Origin of the sequence: Halodesulfovibrio sp. (assembly GCF_015482765.1) — a bacterium.
In the GTDB taxonomy this organism is placed as follows: Bacteria; Desulfobacterota; Desulfovibrionia; order Desulfovibrionales; family Desulfovibrionaceae; genus Halodesulfovibrio.
Window position 1 is genome coordinate 1 of record NZ_JADMLB010000029.1, and the last position, 23,201, is coordinate 23,201.

20 protein-coding genes and 1 tRNA gene are annotated in these 23,201 nt (G+C 45.8%); 12 read left to right on the forward strand and 9 right to left on the reverse strand.

Features of this window, described 5'->3' with window-relative positions; all coding sequences use genetic code 11:
* Positions 1 to 11 precede the first annotated feature (11 nt).
* A tRNA-Gln gene (locus QZY95_RS04895) sits at positions 12 to 86 on the reverse strand.
* 159 nt (positions 87 to 245) lie between these two features.
* On the reverse strand, positions 246 to 1,958 hold the full coding sequence (locus QZY95_RS04900) for a glutamine--tRNA ligase/YqeY domain fusion protein (protein ID WP_290919998.1): 1,713 nt from the start codon (positions 1,956 to 1,958) through the stop codon (positions 246 to 248).
* A 662-nt stretch (positions 1,959 to 2,620) separates the two neighbouring features.
* On the opposite strand from QZY95_RS04900, the gene QZY95_RS04905 reads away from it, so the two are divergent.
* The 8 genes from QZY95_RS04905 (at position 2,621) to QZY95_RS04940 (ending at position 10,614) form a co-directional block, all read left to right on the forward strand.
* Positions 2,621 to 3,742, forward strand: coding sequence for a branched-chain amino acid ABC transporter substrate-binding protein (locus QZY95_RS04905; protein ID WP_290920001.1), 1,122 nt, complete (start codon positions 2,621 to 2,623; stop codon positions 3,740 to 3,742).
* 128 nt (positions 3,743 to 3,870) lie between these two features.
* On the forward strand, positions 3,871 to 4,779 hold the full coding sequence (locus tag QZY95_RS04910; protein ID WP_290920004.1) for a branched-chain amino acid ABC transporter permease LivH: 909 nt from the start codon (positions 3,871 to 3,873) through the stop codon (positions 4,777 to 4,779).
* 61 nt (positions 4,780 to 4,840) lie between these two features.
* On the forward strand, positions 4,841 to 6,064 hold the full coding sequence (locus tag QZY95_RS04915; RefSeq protein WP_290920007.1) for a branched-chain amino acid ABC transporter permease: 1,224 nt from the start codon (positions 4,841 to 4,843) through the stop codon (positions 6,062 to 6,064).
* Positions 6,064 to 6,852: an ABC transporter ATP-binding protein gene (locus QZY95_RS04920; RefSeq protein ID WP_290920010.1), complete on the forward strand. Its 789-nt coding sequence runs from the start codon at positions 6,064 to 6,066 to the stop codon at positions 6,850 to 6,852. Before QZY95_RS04915 ends, QZY95_RS04920 begins: the two co-directional genes overlap by 1 nt.
* Positions 6,845 to 7,549: an ABC transporter ATP-binding protein gene (locus QZY95_RS04925; RefSeq protein WP_290920013.1), complete on the forward strand. Its 705-nt coding sequence runs from the start codon at positions 6,845 to 6,847 to the stop codon at positions 7,547 to 7,549. Before QZY95_RS04920 ends, QZY95_RS04925 begins: the two co-directional genes overlap by 8 nt.
* Positions 7,550 to 7,838: 289 nt before the next feature.
* On the forward strand, positions 7,839 to 8,822 hold the full coding sequence (locus QZY95_RS04930; RefSeq protein ID WP_290920015.1) for a MoxR family ATPase: 984 nt from the start codon (positions 7,839 to 7,841) through the stop codon (positions 8,820 to 8,822).
* Positions 8,823 to 8,824: 2 nt separating this feature from the next.
* On the forward strand, positions 8,825 to 10,141 hold the full coding sequence (locus QZY95_RS04935; protein WP_290920018.1) for a VWA-like domain-containing protein: 1,317 nt from the start codon (positions 8,825 to 8,827) through the stop codon (positions 10,139 to 10,141).
* A 2-nt stretch (positions 10,142 to 10,143) separates the two neighbouring features.
* On the forward strand, positions 10,144 to 10,614 hold the full coding sequence (locus tag QZY95_RS04940) for a hypothetical protein (RefSeq protein WP_290920020.1): 471 nt from the start codon (positions 10,144 to 10,146) through the stop codon (positions 10,612 to 10,614).
* Positions 10,615 to 10,842: 228 nt separating this feature from the next.
* Here the strand turns inward: QZY95_RS04940 and QZY95_RS04945 are convergent, their stop codons facing one another.
* The 6 genes from QZY95_RS04945 to QZY95_RS04970 all read right to left on the reverse strand — a co-directional run bounded on the left by QZY95_RS04945 (position 10,843) and on the right by QZY95_RS04970 (position 19,736).
* Complete coding sequence (locus tag QZY95_RS04945; RefSeq protein ID WP_290920023.1) at positions 10,843 to 11,547, reverse strand: Mpv17/PMP22 family protein; 705 nt, start codon at positions 11,545 to 11,547, stop codon at positions 10,843 to 10,845.
* 35 nt (positions 11,548 to 11,582) lie between these two features.
* Complete coding sequence (locus tag QZY95_RS04950) at positions 11,583 to 12,581, reverse strand: diguanylate cyclase (RefSeq protein WP_290920026.1); 999 nt, start codon at positions 12,579 to 12,581, stop codon at positions 11,583 to 11,585.
* 2 nt (positions 12,582 to 12,583) lie between these two features.
* Positions 12,584 to 13,237, reverse strand: coding sequence for a chemotaxis protein CheB (locus tag QZY95_RS04955; protein WP_290920029.1), 654 nt, complete (start codon positions 13,235 to 13,237; stop codon positions 12,584 to 12,586).
* On the reverse strand, positions 13,188 to 14,024 hold the full coding sequence (locus QZY95_RS04960; RefSeq protein WP_290920032.1) for a protein-glutamate O-methyltransferase CheR: 837 nt from the start codon (positions 14,022 to 14,024) through the stop codon (positions 13,188 to 13,190). The genes QZY95_RS04955 and QZY95_RS04960 overlap by 50 nt, the downstream gene beginning before the upstream one ends.
* A 1-nt stretch (position 14,025) precedes the next feature.
* Entirely contained in the window at positions 14,026 to 18,195 is a 4,170-nt protein-coding gene (locus tag QZY95_RS04965; RefSeq protein WP_290920034.1) for a response regulator, read from the reverse strand.
* 488 nt (positions 18,196 to 18,683) lie between these two features.
* A complete protein-coding gene (locus QZY95_RS04970; RefSeq protein ID WP_290920037.1) occupies positions 18,684 to 19,736 on the reverse strand; it encodes a TOBE domain-containing protein in 1,053 nt (350 codons plus the stop codon).
* A 149-nt stretch (positions 19,737 to 19,885) separates the two neighbouring features.
* Between QZY95_RS04970 and modA the strand changes: the two genes are divergently transcribed.
* Genes modA through QZY95_RS04990 form a run of 4 tightly spaced genes read left to right on the forward strand, consistent with a single transcriptional unit; the run spans position 19,886 to position 22,747 of the window.
* The gene (gene modA, locus QZY95_RS04975) at positions 19,886 to 20,620 is read left to right on the forward strand and encodes a molybdate ABC transporter substrate-binding protein (protein ID WP_290920040.1); all 735 of its coding nucleotides are present in this window, start codon (positions 19,886 to 19,888) and stop codon (positions 20,618 to 20,620) included.
* Positions 20,621 to 20,623: 3 nt separating this feature from the next.
* Positions 20,624 to 21,283 carry a molybdate ABC transporter permease subunit gene (modB, locus tag QZY95_RS04980; protein WP_290920044.1) on the forward strand — a complete coding sequence of 220 codons (660 nt, stop codon included), beginning with the start codon at positions 20,624 to 20,626 and terminating at the stop codon, positions 21,281 to 21,283.
* Positions 21,280 to 22,041, forward strand: coding sequence for an ATP-binding cassette domain-containing protein (locus QZY95_RS04985; protein ID WP_290920046.1), 762 nt, complete (start codon positions 21,280 to 21,282; stop codon positions 22,039 to 22,041). Before modB ends, QZY95_RS04985 begins: the two co-directional genes overlap by 4 nt.
* Positions 22,025 to 22,747: a DUF364 domain-containing protein gene (locus QZY95_RS04990; protein WP_290920049.1), complete on the forward strand. Its 723-nt coding sequence runs from the start codon at positions 22,025 to 22,027 to the stop codon at positions 22,745 to 22,747. The genes QZY95_RS04985 and QZY95_RS04990 overlap by 17 nt, the downstream gene beginning before the upstream one ends.
* A 5-nt stretch (positions 22,748 to 22,752) precedes the next feature.
* On the opposite strand, the gene QZY95_RS04995 is transcribed toward QZY95_RS04990, so the two are convergent.
* A complete protein-coding gene (locus QZY95_RS04995; RefSeq protein ID WP_290920052.1) occupies positions 22,753 to 23,094 on the reverse strand; it encodes a LysR family transcriptional regulator in 342 nt (113 codons plus the stop codon).
* Positions 23,095 to 23,201: the final 107 nt, after the last annotated feature.

Here is a 23,201-nt window from a genome sequence, read left to right on the forward strand (position 1 = left end):
TAAAGAAAATTTGGCTGGGCTACAAGGACTCGAACCTTGATTAACGGAGCCAGAACCCGTCGTCCTGCCAATTGAACGATAGCCCAGCAAGTTGTGAGATGTGTTTCTATGGAAAAGGATGCAAGCTGTCAACGGAAAATTTAAAAAAAGTTTACGTCAGGTGCCAGTTATCCACCACTCGGCATTGATTAGCGACAATAAAAAAGCCCCCCGCATATCGCGAGGGGCTTTGAGATTTACATCAACTATTTCTGGTTACGCTCAACACGTTTCCAGCTGTCTCTCAGAGTCGCTGTGCGGTTGAATACAGGCTTTTCTGCACTGGTATCAAGATCAGCGCAGTAGTACCCCAAACGCTCAAACTGAACGCGCTCACCAGCGTTGCATTCAGCAAGACGAGGCTCAAGATACGCGGTCACTACTTTTTCAGAATCAGGATTAATGTAGTCGATAAAGGTCTTGCCTTCTTCTACTTTGTTCGGATTCTCTTTTTCGAAAAGCGGTTCATACAAGCGAACTTCTGCCGGCACTGCATGTTTTACAGAAACCCAATGCAAAGTACCTTTAACTTTACGGCCATCTTCGGACCAGCCGCCTTTAGTTTCAGGATCGTACGTACAATGAATTTCAGTAATCTCGCCATTCTCGTCTTTTACTACATCTGTTGCTGTGATGTAGTAAGCGTAACGCAAACGCACTTCTTTACCGATGGCAAGACGGAAGAATTTCTTGTTCGGTGCTTCTTCACGGAAGTCAGCACGTTCAATGTATAACTCACGAGAGAAAGGAACAACGCGCTTACCGTACTCTTCAAGTTCCGGATGAAGCGGCATCTCAAATTCATCAACCTGATCTTCAGGGTAGTTTGTGATCACAACTTTAACTGGATCAACAACACCCATAAGACGCGGCGCATCGGCATTCAATTTTTCACGCATGCAGAATTCGAGCATTGCAGCATCAACCATAGAATCAGCTTTAGCTACACCAATGCGGGAACAGAATTCACGGATAGCTTCCGGCGGGCAACCACGACGACGCAGACCAGAAATGGTAGGCATACGAGGGTCATCCCAGCCACGCACATGGCCTTCTTCAACCAGCTGAATCAGTTTACGCTTGGAAAGAACCGTGTGTGTGAGGTTAAGACGCGCAAATTCAATCTGCTGAGGACGGTAAACACCGAGAGTTTCAAGCAGCCAGTCGTAAAGTTCACGGTTGTTTTCAAACTCAAGAGTACAGATAGAATGAGTAATGTGCTCCTGAGAATCAGAAAGACAATGCGCGAAATCGTACATTGGGTACATACACCAAGTATCACCGGTACGGTGATGGGTTGCTCTGCGAATACGGTACAACGCAGGGTCACGCATAATAATATTTGGTGATGCCATATCAATTTTTGCACGCAAAACACATTCGCCATCAGCGAACTCACCGGCACGCATGCGGGCGAAGAGATCAAGGTTCTCTTCAACACTGCGGTTGCGGTAAGGGCTTTCAACACCCGGCTCAGTCAGTGTACCGCGCATTTCACGAATAGCTTCCGGTGTAGAATGGTCTACATACGCTTTGCCCATCTCAATGAGCTTCACAGCATGATTGTAAAGCACTTCAAAATAATCAGAAGTGTAGAACGGCTTTTCGCCCCAATCGAAGCCAAGCCATTTAACATCTTCCTGAATGGATTTTACGTACTCATCTTCTTCTTTCAACGGGTTTGTATCGTCGAAACGGAGGTTGCAAATGCCGCCTTCGTGCTCTTGTGCAATACCAAAGTTCAGGCAAATGGATTTAGCATGCCCAAGATGCAGATAGCCATTAGGCTCTGGCGGAAAACGAGTATGTACGCGACCGTCATACTTACCGCTCTCACAATCTTCAGCAATAATAGTACGGATAAAATCCAGACTAGTTCCTTCGTTCTTTTCTTCAGGTGCTACAGGAGCCTTACTCATGAATACGTCCTCTAAATCTATTTCTTCGCAGCAATGCGATTATGAACAATTTATAAGCGGATGACATACGGGAAACAAACGCGGGGGTCAATTGGGGACAAACCGCTCTCTCGTACAGAATGTTTCACCGTAGTACCGGCAACGCATCATTATATACAAGCACAGCCCGTCCTCCAAGGACAAATAACGTTTTTCGTAAAAAGCCACGCCCTCCCTTTCCGCCTGCATTTTTGCGGCAGACCAACTCCTGCTCAAATTGATTTGCAGAAAAAATCACTTTTTGCCGAAACAATGGATTTTCCCATTAGGATTTCGTTTTATTTTGAAGAATCCTCCATCTTCAAAATAGTTGAGCACACAATCTATCAAGTTTTCTCAAACTACTGAGTGACACTTTATTTTAAGGAGTGAAATACTTTTTCAGTTATATCAAGATATAATACCCGCACTACATACGGCAAATCTGATATATTAAGATTATTTCATATATTTTTTACTTTTTTGATAAAAAGAGTAGTTTTAGTTTTGACAATTTTAGTATTTTCGTGAACAAAGAAAATGAAGGGGACGTTATTTTTTCTGTTTCACCCTAGACGACACGCGCACTTACAACCATATTGCTAGAATGACAGGCAATACGATTTTCAACGCTGGAGGAACATATGACATTTTCTGGTTTGGTTAAGTCCATCATAACCGGTCTCGCCGTTACAGCCATGTGTGTACCTGCTTTTGCAGCAGACACCATTAAAATGGGCGTAGCCGGAGCACACAGTGGTGACCTTGCTTCTTACGGCTTGCCAACAGTAAACGCTGCAAAAGTTGTTGTTGAAAAAATCAACGCAGCCGGCGGTATCAACGGCAAACAGGTAGAACTGCTCATTCAGGATGACCAGTGTAAACCTGAACAGGCAACCAACGTAGCAACCAAACTTGTTTCTGACGGTGCTAACGTAGTACTCGGGCACATCTGCTCAGGCGCAACAAAAGCTGCTCTTCCTATCTACACAGAAGGCAAGCTTATCGCCATGTCACCAAGTGCTACCAACCCAATGCTTACCCAGTCAGGTGACTACCCGACTTTCTTCCGTACTATTGCATCCGATGACATGCAGGCACGCCTCGGCGTCGACTTTGCTATCGAAAAACTCGGTGCAAAAAAGATTGCCGTACTGCACGACAAAGGTGACTACGGTAAAGGGTATGCTGAATTCGCACGCAAATTTATTGAAGAAGGCGGCAAAGCAGAAGTTGTTATGTTTGAAGGCGTAACACCGGGTGCTCCTGACTACTCAGCGGTAGTGCAGAAAATCCGTCGCTTCAAAGCTGACACCGTTATTTACGGCGGCTACCACCCTGAAGCTTCTAAAATTGTCAGCCAGATGCGTAAAAAACGTATCAAAGCGAACTTTGTTTCTGATGACGGCGTAAAAGACGATACATTCATTAAAGTAGCAGGCAAAAACGCAGAAGGCGTATATGCTTCCGGCCCTATCGATGTATCCAACCTGCCGATGTACAAAGAAGCAATCGCAGCTCACGTAAAAATGTTCGGTTCAGAACCGGGCGCATTCTACCCTGCAGCATACGCAGCAGCAGTAGCAATGCTCACAGCAATCGAACGTGCAGACTCCACTGACTACGATGCAGTAACCGCAAAACTGCGTAGCGAATTTGTAGATACTCCAGTGGGTAAAATTAAGTTTAACGAAAAAGGTGACGCAGAAGGCGTTGGCTTCTCCATGTATCAGGTACAAAACGGTAAATACGTAGAACTCAAATAATCTACCGGATTGACCGCAACCACAACGGGGAGCAGTCTCGGATTGTTCCCCGTTTTTTACTCAGATAATCGGCCTCGTACCTGCAACGCTATTTTGCAGACAGGCATCGCTCTGACAGGGACATACACATGGATTGGGAATTTTTCATCGAATTGGGTCTTGGCGGATTAACGCGAGGGAGTATCTATGCACTCATCGCGATCGGCTACACGATGGTATACGGCATTATCGAGCTTATTAACTTTGCCCACGGCGAAATTTACATGCTCGGTGCTTTTACCGGCCTCATCGTTGCCGGAGTGATGGGAATCTATGGGTTTCCAGCGTTTGCAATCCTGCTCATGGCAATCGTTATTGCCATATTGTACTGTGCTGCCTACGGGTACACCATGGAGAAAGTGGCATACAAACCACTTCGCGGCGCTGCCCGCTTATCTCCACTTATTTCTGCTATCGGTATGTCACTTTTCCTCCAGAACTACATCATTCTGGCGCAGACTTCTGACTTTTTACCGTTTCCAACACTGATTCCGGACTTTGAATTTATGGAGCCGATTGCACACATCTTCGGCTCAACAGATTTAGTTATTGTTGTCGCCAGTGCTGTCTCAATGGTAGCACTCACTCTGTTCATCAAGTTTACCAAACTCGGTAAAGCAATGCGTGCCACGGCGCAGAACAGAAAAATGGCTATGCTTCTCGGTATCAACGCAGACAAAATTATTTCAACAACCTTCATTATCGGCTCTTCTTTGGCTGCCCTCGGCGGTGTACTTATCTCCACCCACTCAGGTCAGTTGAACTTCATGATCGGCTTTATTGCCGGTGTAAAAGCATTTACGGCTGCGGTTCTCGGCGGCATCGGCTCCATTCCGGGTGCCATGCTCGGCGGGTTATTCCTCGGACTGACTGAAAGCTATGCAGCAGGATACATTTCCAGTGACTACGAAGACGTTTTCGCATTCTCCTTGCTGGTAATCTTCCTGATTTTCCGTCCATCCGGTATTCTAGGCAAAGCGCCTGTTGAAAAGGTTTAACCGTATTCACTCGTAACGAAAGAAGGAGTTGCAGAACATAGTTTTCTGCAGAAGAGATACAATGCAAGGACTGAAACAATCCATAATTACCAGTTTGTGGTTCATGTTCCTTACATTTCCTATCATGGTTGCTCGAGTAAATACTATCGAGAATACCGTTGAGTGGAGATGGATGAACTTAGCCTACGTCGGAGTCGGGGTATTCTTTTTATCCTATGTCTGGCGCTGGGCACTGGCTCGCAAAGAAGCTAAACAATATGAAGCACCATCCACGGAAACAGCCAAGAAACAATCGTGGCTTTCCCGTGCAATGGAAGAACCGGCAGTTGCCCGCCCCGCTCTTGCGGCATTGTTCGCTTTGAGTGTTGCTATGCCAATGCTGGTGACCACATACCAGACAAACATTTTTATTTCGTTCCTGCTGTATGTCGTTCTCGGGCTCGGCTTGAACATTATCGTAGGTGTAGCAGGTCTGCTTTTCCTCGGACACGCAGCTTTCTACGCAATCGGTGCATACAGTTACGCACTGCTCAACCATTACTTCGGCATCGGATTTTGGATAGCACTTCCACTTGGCGGCCTTTTTGCCTGCCTTGGCGGCATAATGCTCGCATTTCCTGTGCTTCGTCTGCGCGGTGACTACCTTGCTATTGTTACTTTGGGCTTCGGAGAAATTATCCGACTCGTGCTGGAAAACTGGGGTTCCCTCACCGGTGGTCCTTCAGGTATTTCCAACATTGACCGCCCGGGACTTTTCGGCATGGAATTGTCCGTAGCAGATGCAAACATCTACATTTACTACATTGTACTTGCCCTTGCGATCATCACAATGATCGCTGTACAGCGCCTCAAAAACTCCCGTATCGGGCGTGCGCTTCAGGCATTGCGTGAAGATGAAATTGCATGTCAGGCAATGGGCATTGACCGCGTAAACGTTAAACTGATGGCATTCGGACTGGGAACAGCATGGGCTGGATTTGCAGGTGTTATCTTTGCCGCAAAAACCACGTTCATTAACCCAGCCAGCTTCACCTTTATGGAATCGGCAATCATTTTATCTATTGTTGTTCTCGGCGGCATGGGATCAAACCTTGGTGTTATCCTCGGTTCTGCATTCCTTGTACTGATGCCGGAATATCTGCGTGCATTCTCCGAATACCGTATGATTATCTTCGCAGCAGCAATGGTACTTATGATGGTATTCCGCCCGCAGGGACTTATTGCTCCTAAAGGCAGAAAATACCATGTGGATGATCCCGACCTTATCAAAGAAGGAGAAGCGTAATGTCCACAGTACTGAACGTTAATTCGCTCTCCAAAAGCTTTGGCGGCCTGCGTGCACTCAACGACGTAGACCTGCAAGTGGACAGTGGTGAAATTGTAGCTCTTATCGGGCCGAACGGTGCAGGGAAGACAACGTTCTTTAACTGCATCACGGGCATTTACGAACCGACTGACGGCGACGTGTTTTTTACACCCCATGATGAAGAAGAGCGACGCGTCAACGGCATGAAACCTAATAAGGTGACAGAGCTTGGCATGGCACGAACATTCCAGAACATCCGTCTGTTTAAGAACATGACAGTGCTGGAAAACGTTATGGTAGCCCGCCACTGCCGAACAAAAGCAGGTATTCTCGATGCGCTGCTTCGTCCACCACACGTAAAGCGTGAAGAAAAAGAAAATATCGAAAAAAGCTATGAGCTCCTCAAGTACGTAGGACTCAACCAGCATTATAACGATTTGGCTTGCAATCTGCCGTACGGCGATCAGCGCAAGCTTGAAATTGCCCGTGCAATGGCAACCGAACCGTCACTGCTTCTGCTGGATGAACCTGCGGCAGGTATGAACCCGCAGGAAACAGCTTCACTCAAAGAGTTGGTGCTGGACATCCGCGACAAGTTCAATCTGGCGATTCTGCTCATTGAACACGACATGAGTATGGTTATGAGCCTGTCCGAGCGTATCTACGTTATGGAATATGGCTGCCTTATCTCTCAGGGAACACCGGAAGAGGTAAGTAAAGATCCGCAGGTTATCAAAGCGTACCTCGGGGAGGAAAGCCATGCTTAAAATTAACGGAATCAACACATTTTACGGCAACATCCACGCTCTGCATGATGTAAGCCTGCATATTGATGAAGGTGAAATCGTAACGCTTATCGGCGCTAACGGTGCCGGTAAATCTACGACCCTCATGTCGATCTGTGGCGGAACACCGCCACGCTCAGGTGAAATAACCTTTGAGGGCAAACCGATTCACAATATGAAAATGGATCAAATTGTACACCTCGGCATCTCACAGGTACCGGAAGGACGACTTATTTTTCCAGACCTGACAGTTATGGAAAATCTGGAGCTCGGCGCTTTCCTCCGTAACGACAAAGATGCCATCAAGCGAGATATGGAGTACGCCTTCCATCTGTTCCCTATTCTGGAAGAACGCCAGAAGCAGACAGGCGGCACCCTCTCCGGTGGTGAACAGCAGATGCTCGCGATTTCCCGCGCTCTGATGGCAAGACCTCGACTGCTCCTCTTGGATGAGCCGTCACTTGGACTTGCACCAATTATTATCCAGCAGATCTTTGAGATCATTCAAAAGGTTAACGCATCCGGAACCACCGTATTCCTTGTGGAACAGAATGCAAACCAGGCCCTCAAAGTTGCGCATCGCGGATATGTAATGGAAACAGGGCACATTACTATGGAAGACGACGCAGCTACTCTGCTCGCCAACGAAGACGTAAAGAAAGCATACCTTGGCTTATAAGGCCAAACCCATTCGAGAGAGGGCGACAGCTTTTGCTGCGCCCTTTTTTCATGTCCTTTTTATCTGATGCTCTGGAGCCTCCGGCGGGCAAGGCGGACGCCGCCCTCTTGCATCCCCCGCAAGGGGATTCATCCCCTTACCCCCCGATTAAGTAATCTACTTTCCCTGTTATCTAATTCTTTACAGAGCGTTATGAACTCTTGCTATAGAAATTACAGATTATCCCCACTTCCAATTGACTTTGATTATCATCTTCAATATTCTTCTGCAAAACGATACGGAGAAATGAATGAGACCATCAGAGATTGCATCTGCCTTAGAAACACTCATAACAGTCAAACAACCAGCTTTCATATGGGGAGCACCGGGTGTAGGTAAAAGCCAAATTGTTGCTCAACTGGCAGCCAACAGAGGACTCACCTTAGTAGATATCCGCGCCGTGCTGCTTGATCCAGTAGATCTGCGAGGCATCCCGCGCATCGACGATTCAGGAAAAACCGCATGGTGTGCGCCTTCTTTTCTTCCCACAGAAGGGGAAGGAATTCTCTTTTTAGATGAATTAAACACCGCACCGCCACTTGTTCAAGCGGCCTGTTACCAGCTTATCCTCGATCGAAAACTTGGCGAATATGAAATGCCGGAAGGCTGGACAATTATCGCAGCAGGCAACCGTGAATCAGACAAAGCCGTCACACACAGAATGCCTTCTGCACTTGCTAACCGCATGGTGCATCTCGACTTCGAAGCCAACCTTGATGACTGGCTCACATGGGCAGACAACAACGAAATAATTTCTTCTCTCAAAGCTTTTCTTCGTTTTCGTCCTAAACTGCTCCATGCTTTTGATCCCAAGAAAAACGATAAAGCCTTCCCTTCTCCACGCTCTTGGGAGTTTGTTTCAACCATTCTTGCAGCCAACCCTGCCGCCAATACCAAGCGAGCATTAATCACAGGTGCAGTTGGTGAAGGCGCAGCAGCGGAGTATCTTGCATTTCTTACCGCCTGCGATCAGCTGCCGGATGTTGAGACAGTTCTCGCCAATCCGGACACAATTGAACTGCCGGACGATCCGGCTGTCGTGTATGCGCTATGCGAATCAGTAGCGCGGAAAGCATCTGACAAAGTGATTCCGCAGATCGCTGTACTTGCGGCACGGCTGCCTATTGAGTTTAGTGTACTGCTTATGCGCGATTCCGCCGCCACAGCACCTTCTATTGTTGAAACTCCGTCCTTTGCCAATTGGGCGTGTGCTAATAGCGATATTCTGGTGTAGGCATGCATAAAGCTGCGCACAGCAAAATGCTCAAGGCTCGCATGGAGCTGGTTCTCGATCATCCTTTTTTTGCAAACCTCGCACTCCGCTTGGAGTTTCGTGAAGACCATACATGCCGAACAGCATGGGCAAACGGGCAAACACTTGGATACAATCCCATCTACATTGATGCTCTCCCATTAGAGAAAGTGAAAGGGTTGCAGTGCCACGAGGTGCTGCACCTTGCCTGTTGCCATCACACGAGAAGAGGTTTGCGGGATATCAAACTTTGGAACACCGCCTGTGACTACGCTATTAATCCGGTTCTTCTCGAAGCCGGAATTGAACTTCCAACGGGCTATCTTGATGACCCCAAACACCATGGAAAAAGTGCTGAAGCTATCTACTCTTCCTTAAAAAACCACAATGAAGAACTGAAAGGTGGAGCAGATGGAGGCGCTGAACAAGGTGCTATCGCCGGAGATGATATCGAAGGTGGCGGAGACGGAGATGCTCAGTCCGAAAGTGAAGGCGAAAAGTCAGCACAGGGCAGTGATGGAGAAGCGCCTGAAGAAACGGGCGATGGCGCAGGTGCTGGAGATGATGGTGACGAGGAGCAGGAACAATCAGACGACAGCAATGATCCCGGAATGACGGGTGAAGTTCGTGATGCACCGTCCAATGGCGGCGGCACGGACTCAGATTCCAATCAGATTCAGGAAGATGCATGGCGTTCTGCGTTAACACAGGCAATCCATAAGTCTCTCCAGTTTGGAGACCTTCCCGGAAATATGGAACGTCTCTTCAATAAAATCATGTCACCGACATTAAACTGGCAGGAACTTCTTAGACAGTTCATGGCAGATGCTGCTAAAAACGATTTCTCATGGGTACGCCCTAACCGCCGCTATCTGCATTCCGGTCTCTACTTACCGGGCATGCATAGTGAAGAGCTTCCGGAAGTCGCAGTGGCCGTTGATGTTTCCGGCAGTATTACCCAGCGCGAGCTTGATGCATTTGCAGCAGAGCTTTCTGATATTCTGGAAGAATTCGATACAACCATAACAGCCATTGCTTGCGACACAAAAATTTCAGAAGAAAAACGCTTATCCAAGTGGGATTTGCCACTGGAACTTATAGCAACCGGCGGTGGCGGAACTGACTTCCGTCCTCCATTTGTAAGGCTGGAAGAAAAAGGCATTGTGCCTGCGTGCCTGATCTATCTGACAGACATGCAATGCAACCTCTTTCCTGAAGATCCCGGTTATCCAGTACTGTGGGTCAGCACAACACCGCAATACAATGCTCCGCCTTTCGGCGAAGTGCTTGTTCTGGAGTAAACATGAACATAGATTGGTCCATCAGTAAGAAGCGCGGTAACTTTCGACCAGTGCTTACGTACACAATCACACTGACAGAATTTGAAAAAAGCCTCGCCATGCCAGCTATCCGTATTACCAGCACTATTCCCAAGCCGCCCGAAGCAGGCTGGACACACTGTTGGCCAGACCAGCACGAGCGGACAGACTGGGAACCTTCGGAATACTATCAGCTTATGTCTCCTTCACACAAAGAAAAAGATTCACTTGTCACTCTCAAACTCCCTTGGCGAGAGTCCAATGAATACCCTGAAGTCGAGGAATCTTTAACTGCTCTGCGTGACGCCTTTGAGGAAACGCTAGTTACATCTATGAACAGCAACGCCCTTAACACACAGGGGAGCCTTAAAACTTCGGCATCAGCAAAAGGAATAATCGCTCCTACCTTCGCGGCGGAGCGTATTCTTCAGTCTGTCGCTCGTAAAACAGCGTAGCCTCATTCAATCCGTAACTACCCATTATGAATGAGCACTGGAAACAAACACTATGACTTCCTTCAAGAAATTAGGCTAATAGAAAAACAAAACTAGAAACGTTCTTCTTTACCTAACGAGACAGATTTCTGTGGACAAGCTCCACACAGCCACTAAAAAAACGGCTGCCTTTGTATGGGCAGCCGTTTTTTTACGTTTAACCAATTCTGTTCACAGCAAAAATTAGCACTACGCTTCAGATTTCTTTACAGCAGAAAGGTTAGCGAACGCCAAAATCACTCCAAGAGCAATTCCTAGAAGAGCTGCAAACAAAATACGAAAATCAGGAGGTAATAAAAATGTTATGGTATGTGCCGGAATCCAGAAGAAGGGGATAGTTTTCTTCAACACCAATCCCCACATCACGTTCCAGTCAATGTCGTTAAAACGATCCACCATATTAATCGGGGTAACTACAGAAACAAACCTGCCTCCGTGGGCATGAATATGTCCATCTGTAATCTTATGGAGAATCATCAATACCGGCGCAAAAATACAATTCAAAGAGGTGCTGATAACAAGGGCTGTTACAAGTCGCTCAAAAAAAGAACCGGTGGCAAGCGTTGCCGCTGAAAAATCTAAGCCAAATGAGGCCAGAATATTTGGTGCTCCTGTAGCAAATACGGTAAATGCCAACTTGATAACGATCCCGAGAAAGCCCCAGACCACCATCTTTGCGCACAATCCAAATCCTTTTTTCCAATAACGCCCTGTCACAATGCGTAACGCAAGGCATTCACCAAACGACGCTAAAATTGCAAACTTAATAAAGCTCATTCCATAGCCATGAGCTTTACTGTAATACCGAAATGATTCCACAAAACCGTTGCTTGTACAGGCTGCAATGAGAAGTACTAACACAATACTTGCCAGCAACATATCTTTTGCTTTCATCAAAAGTTCCCTTTCAACACTTCGCTATTTACCGGTTAACAGCTAAGTGATGCTGTACAACACACATTTCTTCCCTCACCCTTGGCTTTGTACAATGCAGCATCAGCGGCCTTGATCAGCGAAACGGTGTCTTCTTTTTGGGTAGGCACCACAGAGGCAGTACCGACACTTACAGTTATTGTATCTGAAACGGGAGAACCTTCATGCTGAATTGCAAGCTTCTCTACATTACTACGAACTCGTTCAGCAACAAACTGCGCTCCTTTCAACTCCGTGTCTGGAAGAATAATCGCGAATTCTTCCCCACCAATACGAGCACTTAAATCCACATCTCGCTTCACTGTTTCTGAAACAGCTTGAGCAACCTTAATAAGGCATTCATCACCTTTGGTATGTCCATAGGTGTCATTGTAGGCCTTAAAAAAGTCGATATCGATAATAATCAAAGAAAGCGGAGACTTATTTCGATATGCACGCTTCCATTCATGTGTAAAATTAGTGTTAAATTGACGCTTGTTCAACAGACCGGTCAAACCGTCTGTAATGGACAATAACAAAAGCTGTTCATTGGTCTGTTCAAGCTGCTGCTGAAGCTCTTCAAGTTCTGCGAGCTTCTGGTCAAGTTCAAGGCTCTTTTGTTCCAATGCTTCTTTATGGTGGAACAGTTCAATAAAGACACCAACCTTACTTTGAAAAATATGAGCATCCAGCGGTTTAAACAAATAGTCAACGGCACCGGACTCATACCCTTTAAAAACCTGAGCTTTTCCTTTTACTTCAGCTGTTACAAAAATAATCGGGATATGTTTTGTTTTTTTATTACCTCGCATCAGCTCTGCTACTTCATAGCCGTCCATACCCGGCATCTGAACATCCAACAGAACCAGCGCAAAATCATGGTCAAGCATATGAGCAAGCGCTTCCTCACCGGAATTAGCGCGTATTATCTCAATGCCCGGCTGCTCTAACAAACCTTCTAACGTAAGCAGGTTTTCAGGTCTGTCATCTACTATGAGTACCTTGGCAATTCCCATGGCTATCCTCTGTTACCTAGTAAATTCAAAAATGAACCGATTTCATCTAAGGGAAGGACGAAATCCGGATTTGCAGTTGCTATAGCAGCTTTCGGCATCGCATCAAATTCAGCCGATTCCGGAGCCTGCACAATAGTCAATCCGCAGCGTTTTTTTATGTAAGACAACCCGACTGCACCATCAGAGTTGGCTCCTGTCAGAATAACCCCTATCAAACCTTCACCATAGGCTTCTGACGCGGTCTCAAATAAAACATCAATGGACGGACGCGAGTAATTAACCCGCTCTTCCAGCGATAAGGCGATACTTTTCTCAGGTTCTACAAGTAAGTGGTAGTTAGGCGGAGCAATGTATATCCCCCCCGCACAAATTTCATCTTTATCCTCTGCTTCCTTTACTGTGCCTTCACAATACTGGCTAAGCAGCATTGGTAAACGACTCTCAAATGTCGGGCTAATATGCTGAACAATAAGAACAGGTAAAGGAAAACGTCTTCCCAACTTCGCAAACAATGCATGTAATGCCGTCAGCCCCCCAGCTGAAACGCCAATGACAACTGCTTCGTATTGTCGGGATGTAATTACGGCCTTCGTTACCGGCTCTTCGCTACATGCGTTTTTTGCGATAAATTTTCTCCCGTTCCGCAACAACTTCAAACTTGTGCGCTACATCTGAAAATTTAATATTTTCCTTAGAGCCGAGACACAAAAAGCCACCGGGGCACAGGCTTTCATAAAACAGATTCAATACTCTGTTCTGTAAATCTCTGTTAAAATAAATAAGAACATTACGACAGAAAATAGCGTTCATCTCTCCAAAAACACCATCCGTAACAAGGTTATGCGAAGAAAAAAGAACGTGTTCCTTCAAAAATCTTCGAATAACTACATTGTCGTAGTCGGCAGTGTAATAATCAGAAAACGACCGCTTCCCTCCAGCCTGTTGATAATTTGCAGTATACTCACGAACAAGATTCATCGGGTAAATGCCGTCTTTAGCTTTAGCCAAGATCAGCTCATTAAAATCTGTGGCGTACATCTGCACACGCTCTTTCATCCCCTCTTCATGCAGAACAATCCCCATGGAATACACTTCCTGTCCGGCAGAACAACCTGCATGCCAAACTTTAGCAAATGGATATGTTTGCAAATACGGGACTACAAGCTCACGAACACTCTTATAAAACCACGGATCTCGGAACATTTCTGTGACGTTGATGGATAAGTCCAGCAGCAACCGGTTAAAAAACATCTCGTCATTGAGAAGCAAATGCTGCATTGCAGACATATTAGGCAATCCTTCCAACGTTCGCCTATGCTCTAGTCTGCGTTTCGTGTGGGCGCTAGCATATTTTCTAAAATCATATCCGTACTTTAGAAAAATAGCCTCAAGTAAGAGTTGCACTTCAATCCGTTCATTTTCAACCTGTTCGATTTCACACATTCTAGTACAACCAAACCCGCATCATGGACAGCAGTTTATCAGTGTTTACCGGTTTAGAAAGATAGTCGCTGGCACCTGCATCAATGCACTTACTTCTATCCCCCTTCATAGCCTTTGCAGTCAAAGCAATAATTGGCAGCTTTGCAAACTCAGATTTTTTACGAATCTCTGTCATTGCTTCGTAGCCATCCATTTTCGGCATCATGATATCCATCAAAATGCAGTCTATAGAATCGACTTCCTCAAGTTTTTCCAAGCACTCTATGCCGTTTTTAGCCACAACAACATCCATATTTCTGTCTTCAAGCACACTGGAAAGAGCAAAAACGTTACGCATGTCGTCATCAACAATCATAATCTTCTTGCCGTTCAGCACAGATTCTTTGTCGTGCACCATCTTGAGCATCTGCTGCTTTTCATGTGGAAGATCCGATTCTACGCGGTGCAGGAATAATGCAGACTCATCAAGAAGTCTTTCAGGAGACTTTACCCCTTTAATGATAATGCTTTCGGCATATTTACTCAGCTGCTTTTCTTCTTCCTGCGTTAAGTCACGTCCTGTATAGATAATGACCGGAACCCGCATGGCTGCTTCACTTAACCGGATTTTTTCCAACAGATCAAAACCGGACATGTCTTCAAGTCCCAAGTCCAGAATCATGCAGTCATAATTCCCATTGGAAAGCTCTTCATATGCTTCTCTACCAGTGGCAACATCAGTCGTTTTCACGTCACCGTTGCCAATTAATTCTTTAATGCTCTGGCATTGAATTTTATCGTCTTCAACAAGTAATAAGTTGCGAACCGGCTTTGAAATAACGTCTTCAAGGGCACTGAAAGCTTCTTCCACATGCTCCATTGTCACAGGTTTCGCAAGATAGCCGATTGCTCCCATGCGCAAGGCATCCAAGGAATTGTCATGAGCTGACATGAAGTGCACCGGTATATGACGCAGCTTTGGGTTATCCTTAAGACGTTCCATTACCGTCCACCCGTCAATCCCCGGAAGCCCTACATCCAGAATAATTGCGCTTGGCTTGTAGTAATCGGCAAAATGTAATCCGGTTTCACCGTCCTCAGCGACAAGACAAAGGAAGCCACGCTCCCGACCAAGATCACGCATAATTTTGGCAAAATTCCAATCATCCTCAATAATCAAGAGACTGCGTGAATCAGGGGTAATTGAGGTACGATCATCCTCAACATATTCACTTTCTTTATAAGGAGCCGCCTGCTGCACTGTAACGGGTTCAGCTTCTTTGCTTGAGGTATCGGCCTGTATTTCTACTTTTGAAGCAGTCTCTGCCGCATCTCTTTCTACAGACTCAGAAGAAGCAAACTGCTCCCCACCTGCTGCCAACGGCAGTTCAACATGCTCAACATCTTTAGAAACGAATAGGTCAGCATTATAAAATTCCGGAAGAACTACAGTGAAGGTACTTCCTTTCCCTTCCTCGCTTTCAAGGTAAATAGCCCCTTGCAGCAGACGAGCTAATTCACGGGAAATGGATAACCCTAATCCCGTACCGCCATAGTTTCTGCTTGTACTACCGTCTGCCTGCTGGAAAGCTTGGAATATAGCGGCCTGCTTCTCTTTCGGGATTCCAATACCATCATCAGCTACGGCAAAAGAAATTGTATTGCTTGCATCTATACCAAGCTCATCCGCTAATTCCTGTGGAGGTCTTGATATAGCCAGAGAAACAGTCCCCTGATGGGTAAACTTAAAGGCATTGGTTAACAGGTTTCGCAAAACTTGCTGTAAGCGCTGTGAATCTGTTTCCAACGAGGCTGGAACAGCAGAGTCAACGGTCACGTCAAAGGTAATGCCTTTTTCCTCTGCAAGGTCTTTGTATAATCTATTAATATCACAGATAAGATTAGAGACACCAACCGGTTCAATCATCAACTCAATCTTTCCGGCCTCTATTTTGGAAAGATCCAAAATTTCGTTAATTAACGTCAATAAATCCGAACCGGAAGAATGAATCGCTTTGGCTGACTCAATCTGTTTTTCAGAAAGATTACCGTCTTTGTTCTGACCGAACAGCTGCGATAAAATCAGAATAGAGTTCAATGGAGTTCGCAATTCATGAGACATGTTTGCCAAAAACTCAGACTTGTATTTGCTGGCAACTTCAAGATCTTGTGCCTTTTGCTTCACAGCCTTCTGTGCTTTCACCAACTCAGAGTTTTTAACCGCGATAGCAGTCTTCTGCTCCTCAAGTGCAGAAGTTCGCTCCTCAAGTTCTTCATTAATAACTCGAAGTTCTTCCTGCTGCGCCTGAAGTTCAGATTGTGACTCTTTTAAGACCTTCGCCTGTCCTTCAAGCTCTTCGTTAGTTACACGCAGCTCTTCCTGCTGTTGTTGCAAGCGAGATTCAGATTCAAGCAAAGCATTTGTCTGCTCTTCAAGCTCTTCGTTTGTAACTCTCAATTCTTCACGCTGTTGCTGCGCCTGCTCTAAAAGCTCATGTACGAGCTGACGAGATTGCGACGCATTCATAAGAATAGCGATATTCTCAATATTTTGTTCAATAAATGTACGCTGGGAGACGGTGAAAGGTTCCATTGAACCAAGAAGAATGACACCTACAACAGCTTCTTCAAATGAAATTGGTACAGCCATGTAGGCATTCGGGAAGGCGTCGCCCGTACCATAGTTTACGGTCGGGGCATCCTCTGTGATATTTGTAAAAATAAGAACTTCATTTTCGTATGCAGCCTGTCCGACCAGCCCTTCACCCAGTACAAACCGGTTAAAATTCCCTTTACGATCACTGAAGGCAAAACTGGCTCGCAACTCGAGCACCTTGTCATCCAATTCATACACAGCACCAAGCTGAGCCCCCATGTGCCTGCAAAGGTAGCTGATAAAAATTCTAGCTAAGTCCTGAGGTGAATGCTCACCACGCATGGCGTCATCAAGACCTTCCTTGCCGGACTTTAACCAATCCAGCTCCTGTAGCTTTCGAGCCATGCGGTCCAATGAACGGGCAAGATCTCCCAACTCATCTTTTTGGTTCACTTCAATAGTGGCATCCAGATTGCCCTCGGCAATAGCTTTTGCAAACTCCATATCGGCAATAATAGGTCGTGTGATCGTCCGTGAAAAAAAGACTGCAAGCGCACCGACAAGCAACAGCAAAAATCCTGAGACAATTGCCAGAATATTACGAGTTAAACGAATAGGAGCCGTAACCTCGTACTTGTTTATTTTAGAAATAAGGAACCAGCGCAGACCGGGAATATCCAACTCGTTGTAGGCTACAAGCACTTCTTTTCCGGCACTGTCCGTATAGGTATTGTATCCTCCGGACTCACCAGCTTCGGCAGCATCTTTCCAGTAATCAAGTGGACGTTTCAAGGAATAACCGACAACAAAGTCACCATTCCCCATTGTCCTCAAATTGCTGCGGAACTCATATCGGTTCTGCGCCAAGTTTGCGCCCATAAGGTATGATTCGCCTGTTTCTCCCATGCCCTGACGTGAATCAACAACGCGCGTAATTAATTGAGGGGTCATTTGGAAAATAACAACGCCTGTCACTTTGCCGAAAACATCACGGATAGGCTCAGCAATAAATGCAGCCTCAGCACCGCCACTCGGTTCATATGCCGCAAAATCAACAAGTGTTGTTTTTCCAGAGGTAACAGCACGCTTCCATGCATTTCCAAGCCCGCTGTTTCGGTATTGCCCAAGCTTTAGGTTGGTTCCTAAATCTTCTTCACGGGCAAGAGAGAACAAAACGTTCCCTTCGTCAGCATCCACAAGAAATAAGTCATGGTATCCGTATGACCGGATATATTTTTTAAGCGGAGCAACGTAACTACGAAATTTTTCCTGATATTGCAGCGAATGCGCATCAACAAGCAGAGACTGTTCTTTTGTCAAACCTTCACGATGACGTGTCAGCAGCGTCATCATTTCTTGAATTCTTTCAGATTCAGCTAAAATACGAATTCTGGAAAAGCTGGTTGAAAAGAAATCTTCTATTTCACCTTTGCGAATAGACTGTACTGTTATGAGCTGATTAAAGGACTTTTCCATTAATGCATCTGTAGCAAGTCTAGTGCCTACAAGGCCGACAACTAACAACGGAATTGCGCCGACAGTAACAAGCAGCAAAACCAACTTAGATCTGATACGAAGATCTGAGATACGAATCATTACGCCCCCCCGAGCATATCCGAGCCTGTATACACGTTCCATATAGGCAATGAAACGCTCTTCCCCACAGCAAATACGAATATATAAGAATTAAAACATGTAAGAGTAGAACCCTGACTATGTTCTAACTTGAACAGAAAATCAATATTATTGACTCAAAAGCACGTTTTTTTATCTAATTAACAGACGAAGAGTGTAAACGCAGCATCCTAAACGTTGCATTTTTGCACTAACAACCTCATTTTAGCTCTAAAAACCAGCACGAAAGCGACTTACTACTTTACTACTAAGACAGTACAAAGAAAATATACATTCCATCTATGCCAGACAATATTATTCATAGATGAATTCACATACAAAAAAGCCCTTGCAATACTGACAAGGGCTTTTTTGATTCTCAATCAACTCATTTTACAGTCAAACAATCATACATTTGTAATTATTACATAAAAAAGAGTGCCACTCTACCACGCACCCTAGATTTCGCGTTAATAAACAGAATTAAGTACGACAGAAAGCTCCTTAAAATACACATAGATCAAACTTCCTGTTTCAAGCTGAAGAGTGTCTACTGTGTTTCTTGAAATCAGAGCACAAATGCCGCTTCCGTCTTCAAGATGTCCTGTAATTTCAGCCATCACATCACTAACACTAATACGTTCTACACTACAGGCGAATCCATTGCGTTGCTTTTTGCTGGGAACCGAACCGTGCTCTGTAATGCCAACATACGGAGCCTTAATAGTGGCAACAACAGGAGTTCCTATAGACAATCGTAGGGTACGCACACTTTCCTCAGTAATAATGGAAAATACAGAAAGGCCCGACTCAGTAGCGACCTCCACTTCAGCCATTATTCCGTCTGTCGACACATGAGCAACGTGCCCGACAAACGAATTACGCGCACTGGTTCGCTGCTGCATCTCAGTGTGTGCTTTGCGCACAATGGAATTCACATCATCATGGGTATATTTACGAAAACTGGCCAGCACATCAGAAGAAAGGTGCCCGAGAACATTACTCACCATCATCAACGGCACACCGCCACGTAACATTTCAAGAGCACGGCTGTATCTAAGAACTCTAGGCGTTGCCAGCTCTTTGGGCAACCCGCAGTCCATTGCCCGTGCATAAAAAACTCTGCGTACATACCCTGGGTCCATATGAAAAAACGTTCCGCGCAGACTGCACCCCATTGAGCTTTCCAGAAGTTCCTGAAGTTCTGAACTCACAACGGTTTCTAAAGGAACCTCACGCTCTGTATCTCCCTGTCCGAGACAAACTGTCTTATTGGTGAAATCAAATGCGGTTCGATCGTCCAAAGCCAGTGCCTCGCCAAGACGCGCGCCCGTAAAGCGCAGCAACAGAAACAACGCACGCATCCGCTGCCGCGAACGAATATATTCCTGCCTGTTTGTGGCGGAACACCATGCATCAAAAGATTGAAGAAAGACCTTCAGCTGCTGCGGCTCAAGGTACCGCAAAGAATCAGGAACAGTAAAAAGAGAATGCGGGGGCAACAGACCGGCACGTTCTGGCATAACAACTCCACGGGAGTCACGGTTTCATATTTTTCCGTGACGTACTTGTTCAAAAAAAACAATCTTCTTAGAAGCAGTTACAAAAGTAAAGTTATGAAATTTTCTATGGTTACCAACCATACTTTTCCTTACCGGATGGAGACTCCGCAATGAAAAAACTGCTAACTTTTTTGATGATCATCGCTCTTTCTCTGCCAGCATATGCACATGCTGCTGACCTTATCCTTGCTCAGGCTGCCAACTTTATGCCGGCAATGAAAGAAATTATTCCGGCGTTTGAAAGGGAAACTGGATTAAGGGTTCAGGCAACTTATACCTCCACAGGCAAACTGTACGGACAAATTATCAGCGGAGCACCTTTTGATATTTTCTTAGCCGCGGATTCTCGTCGCCCCGAAAAACTTTTCGACGGCCATCTCTCTTTTGAACCCTTTGTCTATGCAAAAGGAAGCGTTGTACTCTGGACGACAAATACAGATTTCTGTGAAAAGTCATGGAAGGAAGTTGTTCTCTCTTCCGCAGCAAAAAACATTGCAATCGCAAACACAGAAACCGCCCCTTATGGCTCTGTGGCGAAAACAGCGCTGACTAATGAACAGCTCTGGAAAACAATTAAACCCAAGCTGGCAATCGGCCAATCTATCTCACAAGTCTTCCAATATGTCGCCACAGGTGCTGCCGATGTCGGTTTTTGTGCATATTCTTATATGTTCACTCCGCAAGGGAAAAATGGATGCTTTCTGCAAGTTGAAGAAGCACCCAAAGTTATTCAGAAGGCATGCATTTTAAAAAACACTCCGCATAAAGAAGCGGCCGAAAAATTTACCACGTTCCTCGGTTCCCCCACCGTAGCGGCAATTAAACACAAATACGGGTACGAATAGCCTATGACGCTAGAGCCCCTCCTCCTCTCAGCAAAACTGGCATTCTGTACTATGGTGCTCATTCCGTTACTTGCGTTTCCCCCTGCATATTTCCTCGCCTTTGGAAAATGCAGAGGGAAAAGCATCCTTGATGCTCTTATAACGCTGCCCATGGTTATCCCCCCTACAGTTCTCGGTTTCGGTCTCCTTGTTGTCATGACACCGACGGGAGCTGTAGGTTCAACATGGCAAAGCCTGACAGGCGACAGGCTTATCTTCAGCTTTACGGGCATATTGTTTGCGTCCCTTGTTTTCAACCTGCCGTTTGCAGTGCAGCCACTGCGTGCATCGTTTGAAAAACTGGACAAGCGCTTACTGGAAAGCGCAGCGGTATTGGGATTATCTCCGTTCCAAACATTTTACCGTGTCGTACTCCCCAACTGTGTAAGCGGCATCGTAGCCAGTTCTATTCTGGTATTCGCACACAGTCTGGGCGAGTTCGGCGTCATCCTCATGGTCGGCGGCAGTATCCCCGGAAAAACTCAAGTTGCATCCATTGCTATCTTTGAAGCAGTAGAGGCACTGCGTTATGAAGATGCTTTGTACATGTCTGCAGCGCTGGTTCCGGTCTGTTTTGTCTTTCTTCTTATCATTAATGCCGTCAACGGGAGACAGCGCTCATGACTCTTTCCATTTCTGTATCAAAGCAATTGGAAACATTAACAGTAGAGCTGGAAACAGTCTGTCCTTCCAACTCGCTGACAGCTATCGTCGGCCCATCCGGCTCAGGCAAGACCACTCTTATCCGTATGCTTGCAGGACTTGAGACACCGGATGCCGGAACCATACGCTGCAATGAAAAAACGTGGTTTTCCAGTAAGGAAGGAATTTCTGTCCCAGCCCAACACCGGCGAGTTGGACTTGTTTTTCAAGATTACACACTGTTTCCTCATCTTACTGTAGAAAAAAATATTCTTTTTGCAGCCGAAAACCCTGATGTAACCCTCGACCTTCTTAAAACCTTCGGCATCACCCACATCCGCAATAAAAAACCGCACTCCATTTCAGGTGGAGAGCGGCAGCGTGCGGCTTTTTGTCAAGCTTTAGCGCGGGAACCAGTTGCGCTGTTACTGGATGAGCCATTTTCAGCGCTGGATGTAACGACACGGCGAAAATTGCAACACCTGCTGTTAGAAATAAAAACACGACTTCCCATCCCGATTATCCATGTGACACATGATCTGGAAGAAGCTACCCTACTCGGAGATACCATTATTGCAATGGAACAGGGAAAAGAATCCCCTAATTGGCTGAATACACAGTTGCTTGCAGCGCATCACGCCACCCGCGGCAACCTTCCCTACGAACAATGCCATCAGTGCGGAATCCATGCTCAGGCAGGATACAAAATCAAGCGAGAAAATAATGCAGGCATTAGATAACATCCACTCTCAGGCTCTTGCCCACTGGAACGATTTAAACATCCTACAGGAAAAAATTGTTGTTTCCGCAAAGCCCCTCACACCGGAGGAAGCAATCGGAAAACCTGATGATCAGGATTATCCCATCCAGCAAGGCAAAGAGCATTTAATGGAAGCCACATTCAACGGCCACAAAGGACAGGCATTCACAGACAGCCGCGGTACATTCTCCGGCACCCTTGCGGATATTGCAGCCCTACCCATGTCTTCTAACTTCAACCGTGCTGTTTTTGTTGCCACCCTTAATGCTGTCGGCTGTGCATACGACAACACAGAGCATACCGTGCATTGCAAAGACAATGAACCGAAAGAATGTGCCGGCAACCTCCGTGAATACATCAAAGAAAAATATGGAAAACGCCGTATAACAATTATCGGTTTCCAACCTGCAATGACAGAAGCATTGCATGCAGAATTTGATGTTCGCCTTATAGACCTTGATCCGAATAATATTGGTCAAATAAAACGAGGAGTTCTAGTCGAAGGAAAAGAAAAAACGCAAGAAGCCGTTGAGTGGGCAGAACTGCTGCTGGTGACAGGAACCACGCTGGCCAACAACTCTATTGATCTTTTCCTTACTGAGAAGCCGGTAATTTTTTACGGGACTACAATCGCAGGAGCCGCTCCGTATATGAACTGGGAACGGTTTTGTCCTATGAGTAAATAACGCCTTTAACGAACCCAATTAAAGAAGTTTTGCATGCAATCCTGAGCGGCTTCATCCATCTTCTTTTCTGCTTCTCTGTACGATGCAACAAACCGCCTGCCTGTTTCAGTCAGGCGGTATCCTTTTTTATTGCCGCCCACCTTTGTCACAAGGTCTTCACCTATTGTTTCTTCAAGCTTTTTTAATCTCCCCCAAGCCCGTCGGTACGACATGCCAAGCTCTTTTGACGCTCCTGAGAGCGAACCCAGCGCATCAATCTGCTCAAGCAGCACCGTCCCGCCGGAACCGAATAGCATTTCCCCGTCCTCTTCAAGCCAAAACTTAAACCGCACTCTTTTTTTATGCACGCTTTACTCCTATTTTCACCGCGATTACTCGCTTGTGAAATTTTTCTTAAACAAATCAATATCTACGGTATTTTTTTAAATCAAAAAAAGGTTTGACTTATTATGCC